The sequence below is a fragment of the Staphylococcus coagulans genome (assembly GCF_002901995.1).
GTDB lineage: Bacteria > Bacillota > Bacilli > Staphylococcales > Staphylococcaceae > Staphylococcus > Staphylococcus coagulans.
In genome coordinates, this window is the sequence record NZ_PPQN01000031.1 from 1 (window position 1) to 11,473 (window position 11,473).

General features: G+C 38.7%; 9 protein-coding genes and 1 rRNA gene. 1 reads left to right on the forward strand and 9 read right to left on the reverse strand.

Annotated features, from left to right (window positions below):
- Positions 1–93 (forward strand): 5S ribosomal RNA (rrf, locus tag CD118_RS07220); the annotation flags it as partial.
- A gap of 480 nt (positions 94–573) precedes the next feature.
- Here rrf and ilvA read toward each other — a convergent pair.
- The 9 genes from ilvA to ilvD are packed head-to-tail and all read right to left on the reverse strand — an operon-like array spanning position 574 to position 11,367.
- Positions 574–1,842: a threonine ammonia-lyase IlvA gene (ilvA, locus tag CD118_RS07225; protein WP_050345373.1), complete on the reverse strand. Its 1,269-nt coding sequence runs from the start codon at positions 1,840–1,842 to the stop codon at positions 574–576.
- A 12-nt stretch (positions 1,843–1,854) separates the two neighbouring features.
- Positions 1,855–2,427 (reverse strand): 3-isopropylmalate dehydratase small subunit, encoded by a 573-nt coding sequence (gene leuD, locus CD118_RS07230; RefSeq protein ID WP_103356469.1) that lies wholly within the window; start codon positions 2,425–2,427, stop codon positions 1,855–1,857.
- The gene (gene leuC, locus CD118_RS07235) at positions 2,427–3,800 is read right to left on the reverse strand and encodes a 3-isopropylmalate dehydratase large subunit (RefSeq protein WP_103356470.1); all 1,374 of its coding nucleotides are present in this window, start codon (positions 3,798–3,800) and stop codon (positions 2,427–2,429) included. The genes leuD and leuC overlap by 1 nt, the downstream gene beginning before the upstream one ends.
- A 3-nt stretch (positions 3,801–3,803) precedes the next feature.
- Complete coding sequence (gene leuB, locus CD118_RS07240; protein WP_050330444.1) at positions 3,804–4,853, reverse strand: 3-isopropylmalate dehydrogenase; 1,050 nt, start codon at positions 4,851–4,853, stop codon at positions 3,804–3,806.
- Positions 4,850–6,382, reverse strand: a complete 1,533-nt coding sequence (locus CD118_RS07245; protein WP_103356471.1) for a 2-isopropylmalate synthase — start codon at positions 6,380–6,382, stop codon at positions 4,850–4,852. The genes leuB and CD118_RS07245 overlap by 4 nt, the downstream gene beginning before the upstream one ends.
- A gap of 19 nt (positions 6,383–6,401) precedes the next feature.
- On the reverse strand, positions 6,402–7,406 hold the full coding sequence (ilvC, locus tag CD118_RS07250; protein ID WP_103356472.1) for a ketol-acid reductoisomerase: 1,005 nt from the start codon (positions 7,404–7,406) through the stop codon (positions 6,402–6,404).
- Positions 7,407–7,434: 28 nt separating this feature from the next.
- Positions 7,435–7,908 (reverse strand): acetolactate synthase small subunit, encoded by a 474-nt coding sequence (ilvN, locus tag CD118_RS07255; RefSeq protein WP_103356473.1) that lies wholly within the window; start codon positions 7,906–7,908, stop codon positions 7,435–7,437.
- Entirely contained in the window at positions 7,905–9,659 is a 1,755-nt protein-coding gene (gene ilvB / locus CD118_RS07260) for a biosynthetic-type acetolactate synthase large subunit (protein WP_103356474.1), read from the reverse strand. The genes ilvN and ilvB overlap by 4 nt, the downstream gene beginning before the upstream one ends.
- A gap of 19 nt (positions 9,660–9,678) precedes the next feature.
- Complete coding sequence (gene ilvD, locus CD118_RS07265; protein ID WP_103356475.1) at positions 9,679–11,367, reverse strand: dihydroxy-acid dehydratase; 1,689 nt, start codon at positions 11,365–11,367, stop codon at positions 9,679–9,681.
- Positions 11,368–11,473 lie beyond the last annotated feature (106 nt).

The following is an 11,473-nucleotide window of genomic DNA, read 5'->3' on the forward strand; positions in this document are numbered from 1 at the left end:
TCACACCTGTTCCCATGCCGAACACAGAAGTTAAGCTCTTTAGCGCCGATGGTAGTCGGACTGACGTTCCGCGAGAGTAGGACGGTGCCAGGTTATTTCTAAAGAGACATCGTGTATGTCTCTTTTTTTATTTAATTAATCAGGCAAATGGATGGGCTATTAAATGCAGACAGTCATAATGGATTTTAGGAAAAGGCTAAGGCATTAATCCCAAAATAAATAGCGCTAAGATGGTTTTTACTAGAAAATCGTCTTAGCGCTTCCTTTTTATGTTAAAACTTTGTATGAGATGACTTCGTTTTCCAAGTGGCAAGCCTTAGTCTATAGTCTTTGGCTCGTCCTGTTCTCTCAGATGTCTCGCCATTAATAGGAAGAAAGTATTTTCCACACACATCAAACAAAAATCGGCAATGTGGAATCGAATCATTCATTGCACATTACAGATTAATCATAGTTTCACGCATTGGTTGATGTATGATTGAAAAAAATACATTTCAGTCATCTCTCATTAATATTCGATAAGTTTTATACGGAAACAGTTTCACTGGACCTTTATTAATCTGAGAAGTGACACTAAATTAATAATGAGTAGAGCATTTTATTTTCGTTAATATAAATATTCTTCGGATCAAACTGATTCACGTGCTGCTTGAGCTGTTCTAAATCCGTATGTCTCTGCAGTTGAATGCCTATAATCACAGTTCCCGTATTTTGGGAAGACTTTTTTAAATACTCAAACTTTGTAATATCATCATTGGGTCCTAATACATCATTAACAAATTCCCTTAATGCACCGGGACGTTGGGGGAAATTGAGGATAAAGTAATGTTTCATCTCTTCATAAAGAAGAGAGCGCTCTTCAATTTCTTTCATCCGATTGATATCATTATTTCCTCCAGAAACAATACATACGACATTTTTACCTTTTATTTTCTCTTTGTATTGTTCCAATGCGCTTACACTTAGCGCACCAGCAGGTTCAGCTACAATCGCTTGTTTAGAGTACATGTCTAATATCGTAGAACACACTGCACCCTCATCAACTTGGATGTAATCATCTAAAGTCTCACGGCAAATATCAAATGTAATGTCTCCTACTCGGGCTACAGAGGCGCCATCTACAAACTTATCAATGTTTTCAAGTGTTACAACATGACCTTGTTTAATCGACTGATACATACTACTTGCGCCTAAAGGTTCTACACCAATCATCTGTGTCTGTGGTGAATAGGATTTAAAATAAGTAGACACACCCGACATCAGTCCGCCGCCCCCGATTGCTCCGAAAACGTAGTCGATTTTAAGTTTGTTTTTTTCAGATTGTTCAATCATTTCTTTGGCTAAAGTGCCTTGTCCGGCAATCGTGTGTACATTATTAAATGGATCGATAAAAGTCATACCTTGTGATGTGGTGTATGCAAGAGCAGCCTTTAAGCAATCGTCAAATGTATCACCAATGAGTTTAATTTCGACATTGTCATCACCAAAAAATTGAACTTGATTAACTTTTTGTTTTGGCGTTGTCACTGGCATAAAAATAACGGCATGAAGATTCAATTGTTTTGCAGTATATGCGACACCTTGCGCATGGTTCCCTGCGCTTGCACAAGTGATACCACGAAGCCTTTGTTCATTGGGTAATACTGCAATGGCATTATAGGCGCCTCGCAACTTAAATGAACGGACCCACTGCAAATCCTCACGCTTTAAATAGACATTACATTGATATTTGAGCGATAAATAATGATCTTTTTCTAAAGGTGTTTCTTTTACGATGTTTTTAAGACGTAAATGTGCATCTTCCACATCTAGTGCATGTACAGTTGTTCGAAGATTAGACATCTCTTTCACTCCTTAAGTATATTTAAGTTCATAATCTTTTATTTCTTTTTCATATTTTAATGTGATTGCGATGTCATCAAGACCATTCACTAGTTTTTCTTTCCATGTCGAATCAATTTCGAAATGAAAAGTTTGTTCTGGTGATTGTACAATTTGTCGGGGTAGATCGACGGTAATGATTTTAAATTGAGCTAAATGTTTTCGTGTATTCTGGTCTAATTTGATGGGTAAAAGCGCATTTTTTGTACAGTTCATATAAAAAATATCACTAAAACTTTCAGCTATTATCACTTGAAAACCAAAATCTTTAAGCGCCCATGCGGCATGTTCTCGGCTCGAACCACAACCAAAGTTATCACCCGTAATTAAAATGGTTGCATCTTTATAATTTTCATCATTTAATATAAAGTCTGGATTGTCTGAACCATCAGAGAGGTAACGCCATTCATCAAATAAAAAGGGACCATAACCCGTTTTAGAAATACTTTTTAAATGAACTTTCGGAATAATTTGGTCTGTATCAATATTGTCATAAAATAAAGGAACAACTTTACCAGTATATTGAGTGATAGGTTTGATTTCCATTACGCTTCAATCTCCTTTCTTACATCTACAAAGTGACCTTGGATGGCTGCCGCCGCTGCCATAGCAGGGGATACAAGATGAGTTCTCGCACCTTTTCCTTGTCGGCCTTCAAAATTACGGTTACTTGTTGAAGCACAATGGACACCAGCAGGGACTTGATCTGGATTCATTCCTAAGCACATACTACATCCAGGTTCACGCCACTCAAACCCTGCGTCCTTAAAGATGACGTCAAGCCCTAGTGCTTCTGCCTCTTTTTTTACTTGACGAGAACCTGGAACGACAATCGCTGTAATATTAGGGTGAACTTTCTTTCCTTTTACGAAATGACTAGCTTCAATTAAATCAGAGAGCCTTGCATTCGTACAAGAACCTAAAAACACGTAGCCTAAAGGAATATCTTTAGCGAACTGGCCGGGTTTTAAATCCATATAGCGGTAAGCACGTTCGTCATTACTATCTTTCGATTCTGGAAAAGGTGTAGTAAACGAAACACCCATTTCAGGACTTGTTCCCCAAGTCACTTGAGGTTCTAAATCTGAAACGTCTAATTGAACCACTTTATCAAAATGTGCGTCCTCATCACTATACAACTTTTGCCACTGTGGCATTTTTAAATCCATATCTTGAGCATAACGACGTCCTTTAAGATAGTCATAAGTTGTTTGGTCTGGTTGGATTAAGCCATATTTTGCACCTGCTTCAATAGCCATATTACATATTGTCATACGACCTTCCATTGAAAGTGATTGAATGGTTTCACCAGTAAATTCAAGTGCATAACCTGTTCCAAAATCAACACCATACTGATTAATTAAATATAAGATAATGTCCTTAGCATATACGCCTTTTGGAAGTACGCCATTGACTTCAATTTTTAAGTTTTTAGGTTTTGTTTGCCAGAGCGTTTGTGTTGCAAAAACATGTTCAACTTCGCTCGTTCCAATACCAAAGGCAATCGCACCAAAAGCACCATGTGTCGCTGTATGTGAATCTCCACATACAACTGTTTTACCGGGCTGAGTGAGTCCTGTTTCTGGTCCTACCATATGTACGATACCTTGTTCGTCAGCACCCATGTCAAAAAGTTGAACGCCAAAATCTTTGCAGTTTTTTTGTAAAGCTTGTATTTGCTTACTTGCAATTTCATCTTGAATATTAAAAATGTCGACAGTCGGGACGTTGTGATCTAATGTTCCAAAAGTTAAATCAGGTCGTCGTAATTGACGGTTTTGTAATCTTAATCCTTCAAATGCTTGTGGAGACGTCACCTCATGAATAAGATGTAAATCGATGTATAAGAGTTGTGGCGCACCATCTTGCCCCGTAATGATATGCTGATCCCAAATTTTATCAAAAAGTGTCTTACTCATTTGTTAAGCCTCCTTTAATTCCTGTATAAAGTGATGGAACACCGCATCAGTCCCATAATGACCTCCTAAATCAGAGGTTGTAATGCCATTTTTAAGTAAGTGGTCGACGGTTTGTTCTAAAAGCTGTGCCATTTTTTCTTGTTGTGCGGATTGGCGTAAACACATGGCGAGTGACAAAATCATGCCGAAAGGATTGGCTTTATTTTGCCCAGCAATGTCAGGTGCAGAACCATGTATCGGTTCGTAGAGTGAAGTACCATTTGTACTAAAGCTTGCAGAAGGGGAAAGTCCTAACGAACCAGGTAACATTGAGGCTTCATCGCTTAAAATGTCTCCGAATAAATTTTCTGTTACAATGACGTCAAAATCAGACGGTCGTTTAATAAGATGCATACTACAAGCATCAACAAGCAAATGTTCCACTTCGACGTCTGGATAGTGCTGTGCGACTTCATTAATCGTTTTACGCCAAAGTTTGCTGCTTGATAACACGTTTTCTTTATCGACAGAAGTTAGTTTTCCTCGACGAGATTGTGCAAGTTTAAAAGCAGTATGTGCAATTCTCATTATTTCCTCTTTACTATATGTCAGTGTATCTACCGCTTCATTTGCATTAAAATAACGTGGTTCACCAAAATAAAGACCTCCCGTGAGTTCTCTCACAATGATTAAATCGGTTTGATTAACAATCTCACTCTTAATAGGTGACAAGTTCACTGTATAAGGTGTTACACGAGTGGGGCGTATATTTGCATATAAATTTAATGCTTTTCTAAGCTGAAGTAATCCGTGCTCCGGACGACAATCGGGATTTTCCCATTTAGGACCACCGATGGCACCTAACAAAATAGCATCCGCATTTTGACAAGCTTGTAATGTTTCTTTAGGCAAAGGTGTGCCATAGTGATCTATGGCACAACCGCCTATTTTATAATTATCGACATGACAGTCAAAATTGAATTTTGTGGCAAGCACGTCAAGAATTTCTAACGTGCCAGCCATTATTTCTGGTCCAATACCATCGCCTGGAAGTGCAACAAGGTTGAATGTCATTCTGTTGCACCTACCTTGATCACAGGCGTTGTCGATTTAGCTACAGCTTCTACGTAGGCTTTACATGAGGCATAGATAATATCATGGTCAAAGCCAATCCCTGTATATTCTTGTCCATTGACTTCTATACGGACATGAACTTCAGCTTGTGCATCAGAACCTTCAGTTACAGCATCAATGCGATAATCCAATAAGGCAGTTTCAACTTTAAAAATGCGGTCTACTGCATTATAAATAGCTAAAATAGAACCTGTGCCTATACTTGAATCTTGATAAACTTGACCATCGTTATCTTTGATGACGACGACTGCACTTTGTAAACCATTTGAAACGAATTGAAGTTGTAATGCATCAAGATGATACTGGGCATGCTTATCATGTTCACTATCTTGAATTAACGCATGAATGTCTTGATCTGTGACATGCTTTTTCTTATCCGCAATATCTTTAAATGATTTAAACAACGTCTTTTGTTCCTCTACATCGATGTTGTAACCTAAAGCTTTTAATTTTTCTTGGAATGCATGTTTACCCGATAGTTTACCAAGAGGTAATTCTGTATTTTTCACACCGACTAATTGAGGTGTCATAATCTCATAGGTTTCAGGATTTTTAAGAAAGCCATCTTGGTGAATACCAGACTCATGGCTAAAAGCATTTTTGCCTACAATCGCTTTATTACGAGGAACCCTCAAGCCAGCATAGCGTGCTACTAAATCAGAAGTTTGCTTTGTCAGTTCAAGATTGATTCGACTTTGAATTTGGTAGTGATCTTGTCGGACATATAAGCCCAGTGCAACTTCTTCGAGTGCAGTATTGCCAGCACGTTCGCCAATACCATTGACGGCACCTTCAATACGTGTTGCGCCATTTTCAATTGCGGCCATGCTATTGGCAACTGCTAAACCAAGGTCGTCATGACAGTGTGCACTATAAGTAATAGGTTGCGTAGTCTTTACTTTTTCGATTAATGTTTTGAAAATGTAGCCATATTCAGTTGGAAATGTATAACCGACAGTATCAGGTATATTAATTACAGTAGCACCTGCATCAACAGCGGCTTGTACACTTTGAATTAAGAAAGGTAACGGTGTTCTTGTAGCATCTTCAGGTGAAAATTGGACAACTACAAAACGTTCTTTTGCATAAGTGACATATTTCGTAATCGCAGCTAATACTTCATCTTCCGTCATTTTTAATTTGTACTTCAAATGGATTGGACTTGTCGCAATAAATACATGTATAGAAGGGGAGACAGCGTCTTTAGTCGCTTCGTATACAGCATCGATATCAGCTTCACGACATCGGGCTAATCCTGTCACAGTTGTCTTTTTTAATGTTTGTGCAATTGCTTTTACAGAATCAAAACTACCTTGACTTGAAGCGGGAAAGCCTGCTTCAATCACATCGACACCCCATTTTTCAAGTTGTTCAGCTATTTTTAACCGTTCTTCAAATGAAAAACTGACGCCAGGTGTTTGTTCTCCATCTCTAAGTGTTGTATCAAAAATTTGAATATGACTAGACATTTTCAATCACTCCTCACAATTATTTCTGAATGCTTTTCGATTTAATAAACGGCATCATTTCACGCAATGATTGTCCCACCTGTGTGATTTGATGATCCTGTTGTGCTTGTCGCATTGATTTAAAGTCTTTAAATCCGTTATGATTATCATCAATGAAACGTTGGCTGAAACGACCATCTTGAATATCTTTAAGGACAGCTTTCATGTTGGCTTTCGTATCCTCTGTGATGACACGTGGTCCTGATACATAATCCCCAAACTCTGCAGTATTTGAAATAGAATAGCGCATATTTTCAAGTCCGCCTTCATACATAAGGTCAACAATTAATTTCATTTCATGTAAAACTTCAAAGTATGCAATTTCAGGTTGGTAACCAGCTTCAACTAAAACTTCGAAACCACTTTGAATGAGGCGTGTCACCCCACCACATAAAACTGCTTGCTCACCGAATAAATCTGTCTCTGTTTCCTCTTTATAAGAGGTTTCTAACACACCTGCACGTGTTGCGCCAATGCCTTTAGCATAACTTAAGGCCAAATCTCGAGCTTGCCCTGAAGCATCTTGGTGAACAGCAAAGAGTGCAGGAACTGCTGAGCCTTCAACAAATGTGCGTCGAACTAAATGACCCGGTCCTTTTGGTGCAACTAAAAACACATCGACATCACTTGGTGGATTAATCACATTGAAATGAATATTAAAACCATGTGCAAATGCGAGCGCATTACCCGCTTCTAAATAAGGTTCAATTTCATTTTTATAGACATCACCTTGGATTTCGTCAGGTAATAGAACCATAACGACATCGGATTGTTGAACGGCTTCACCAACTGGGGATACATCAAATCCATCTTCTTTTGCTTGATCAAAAGATTTACCCGGTCTAATTCCAATGACAACATCGTAACCATTATCTTTTAAGTTTTGTGCATGAGCGTGGCCTTGAGAACCATAACCAATAATTGCGATTTTTTTCCCTTGTAATGCATCGTTTTCAACTGAATTGTCATAATATACTTTTGCCATATTAAACGACCTCCATATGTACATATTTTTAAATAATTGCTGCTGTGCCTGTGCGTGCGACTTGATCAATTTGAAATGATGATAGATCGTCAAGAAGTTGATTTAACGTATATTGAGGGCCTGTCGCTTGAATAAACGTATATTGCCCATCTTCTTTTAATACAGAAACTAGCGCATCATAAGGTTTGATAACTTGCTTCAAGTCGGCTTGTTGATAAGGTTTTTTTAACTTAATTAAAAGTAATTCTCTGTTAAAGCTGTTGGTACTTGTTATATCTTGAACAAGAAGGGTATTGACTTGCTTTTCTAATTGTTGAATGATAGTTCTCTGTTTTTCATCATCTGGAACTTCCGCGATAAAAGTGATTTCTGAAATACCTTCCTCCAAAGTAGGGGTAGCTGTAATGCTTACGATATTAATTTGGCGTCTAACAAACAGACTGGTTAATCGATTCAACGTTCCTGCTTTGTCAAAGACACGTAACTTAAACGTTCGCTTCATAGTAAACCCTCCATTTCATGATTTGCTTTACCACTTGGAACCATTGGCAATACAGGTTCCGTTGGTGAAATTCTAACTTCAATTAATGCTGGGCCATCATGAAGAAAGGCTGCATCGATTTGCGATTCTAGTTTCTGATTGTCATCGATTAAAAAGCTTTTAACCCCATAGGCTTCGCTTAATTTTCTAAAATCAGGTTGATCATTAAATACAGAATGAGAAAAGCGTTGATTAAAAAATTTATCTTGCCACTGCTTAACCATACCGAGTGTGCCGTTATTAATGAGGACAATTTTGATTTTTAAATTAAATTCATTGAGTAAGGCCATTTCCTGATTCGTCATTTGAAAGCCACCATCACCAACAAAAACAACGACCGTGTCAGAAGGTTTCGCAAATTGAGCGCCTATTGCTGCTGGAATACCAAAGCCCATCGTTCCTAAGCCACCACTTGTAATAAGTTGACCATAAGTTTCAAATGGATAAAATTGAGCAACCCACATTTGATGTTGACCGACATCGGTTGCGACATAAGCTTTCCCTTTTGTAATCTCACCAATATATTCAATAACGCGTTGTGGTCGGCTGAATTCGCGTTGTTCAGATGGAAGATATTTGAATGGGTGTTTTGATTTATTGGCATTAACAGTATCGAGCCAATCTTCATGATCGGGAACTTCAATATGATACTTCGATAATGCAGCTAATACGGCACCTACATCAGCAACGATACCTAAATCAGTTCTAATAATTTTGTTGATTTCAGATGGATCAATATCAACACGGACAATTTTGGCATGCGGTGCGAATGATTCTGGTTGGCTTGCAAGACGGTCATCAAAGCGAGAACCAAAGTTAATGAGTAAATCGCAATCCGTTAGTGCCATATTGCTTGCATAGGAACCATGCATGCCGCCCATTCCAAGAAATAAGGGGTGGGAAAAAGGAATAGCACCTAAGCCATGTAAAGTAGTCACTACAGGAATTTGATATTTTTCAACAAATTGTAGGAGGGCTTCATTTGATTTTGAAAAGTTCACACCGGCACCCGCTAAAACAAGAGGTTGCTTGGCTGATTTTAATAATGCAGTCAATTTTTGAATTTCATCAATTTCAGGTTTGTGGTTCACATAATAACCAGGCGTATTAACTGTCTCGTCGTTTGTCGTTTCAGTAGAGAGGACACCCATATCTTTAGGAAAATCAATAACGACAGGTCCTTTTCTACCAGAATTGGCAATATGGAATGCTTCTTTTACAATTCTAGGAATATCCTTTACATCATGAACTTGGTAGTTATGTTTCGTAATTGGTGTCGTCATTGATAAAATATCTGCTTCTTGAAAAGCGTCTTTGCCGATACCGGGTGTTGCAACTTGACCCGTGATGACAACTAAAGGTAAAGAATCACTATAAGCATCTGCAATACCTGTCATCGCATTTGTCGCACCTGGACCACTTGTTACTACGACAACGCCGGGTTTACCACTCACACGTGCATAACCTTCTGCAGCATGTGTGGCGCCTTGCTCATGACGGTAAAGGATATGCTTAATTTGTCCGTTATAAAAAGTATCATAGAGTGGTAGAACAGCACCGCCAGGGTAACCAAAAATATACTCAACTTCTTCTTCTAAAAATGCTTCTACTAATAATTCTGCACCAGTTTTCAACGCGTGTGTCTGTGGTTGTAAAGTTGAAGTCAATTGCTCTGTCTGTCCATAATCCGTTGCTTTTTCAGTGTTTGTCATCTTGAATCCCTCCATCTTTTTAAAGTAACTCATCTGGTACTTTCATGATGCCACCTGTGTTAGCACTCGTAACAAGCGCGGTATATCTGGCTAAATAACCTGTTTTCACTTTTGCTTTAAAGGATTGCTGTTGGGCATCTCGTTTTTCAAGTTCTTCATACGATACATTTAAGGATAAAGTGCGGTGCGTAAGGTCGATTGTAATTTCATCGCCATCTTCAATTAAGCGGATAGGACCACCTGAAGCGGCTTCTGGTGAAATATGACCCACAGCAATACCACGTGTTGCTCCTGAAAAACGACCATCTGTAATTAATGCCACGCCTTTGCCTAAACCTCGCCCTACAATCGATGAAGTAGGTGCTAGCATTTCAGGCATGCCTGGACCCCCTTTAGGACCTTCATAACGAATGACAACGACATGTCCTGCACGCACCGTATGATTATCAATAGCTGAGACCGCTTCGTCATGACTATCAAAACAAATCGCTTTTCCTGTAAAGGTTTTGATGGATGGATCTACTCCGCCAACTTTTATGACTGCGCCATCTGGAGCGATATTGCCATATAAAATAGATAGACCGCCTTGTTGATCATAAGGTGTATCTAAGTGTCGAATGACTTGATTATTAGTAATCTCTTTGTCTTGATTGTTTTCTCGAAGTGTTCGTCCTGTGACAGTTATCCGATCAGGATGTAAGACACCGTCTTTTTTCATTAATTCATTAATAATTGCTGGTACGCCGCCCGCTTGATGGACATCTTCCATTGAATATGCTGAACTAGGTGCGATTTTAGATAAATACGGTGTTTTTTTAGCGATATCATTAATCCGTTGAAGGTCGTAATCAATGCCTGCTTCATTGGCGATAGCTAACGTATGTAATACAGTATTTGTAGATCCACCCATTGCCATATCAAGTGCAAATGCATCATCAATTGCTTCTTTCGTGATAATATCTTTAGGCTTTAAATCATTGTTGACATTTTCTACCAACTGTTTTGCGGCTGCTTTTATCATCTCTCTTCTTTGATCACTCACTGCTAATGCTGTGCCGTTATAGGGTAATGCCAGTCCTAAAATCTCCATTAGACAATTCATTGAATTTGCAGTGAACATTCCTGCACATGAGCCACAAGTTGGACATGCGTTTTGTTCCATTTCTAAAAAGTCTTCTTTACTCATTGAACCTTCTTTAAATGCACCAACTGCTTCAAACATAGATGAGAGAGTCAATGCTTTACCTTGAGAAGATAACCCCGCTTTCATAGGACCTCCAGAACAAAATATAGCTGGGACATTCGTTCTCACTGCTGCTAGTAACATTCCAGGTGTGATTTTGTCACAGTTTGGAATGTAGAAGACACCATCGAACCAATGGGCATTGATAACTGTTTCAGCTGCATCTGCGATAATTTCTCGGCTTGGTAATGAATAGCGCATCCCAATATGGCCCATCGCAATGCCATCATCGACACCAATCGTATTAAATTCAAATGGAATGCCACCCGCTTCTCTAATCGCTTCTTTGGCGATATCAGCTAATTCTCTTAAATGCACATGACCAGGAACAATATCGATATATGAATTACAAATAGCGATAAAAGGTTTGTTCATGTCAGTAGGGGATTTAATTTGTCCCGTCGCATGTAATAAACTTCTGGCCGGTGCTTGTTGGTCTCCTTTTTTAATCATGTCACTTCTCATCTGTATGGCCTCCCTTGATTTTTGAAAATAAAAAAAGATACGCCCCAATTGGTGTTGGGACGCATCTTTAAGTCCCATTCAATTAGAAATAGGACTTAAGCGATTA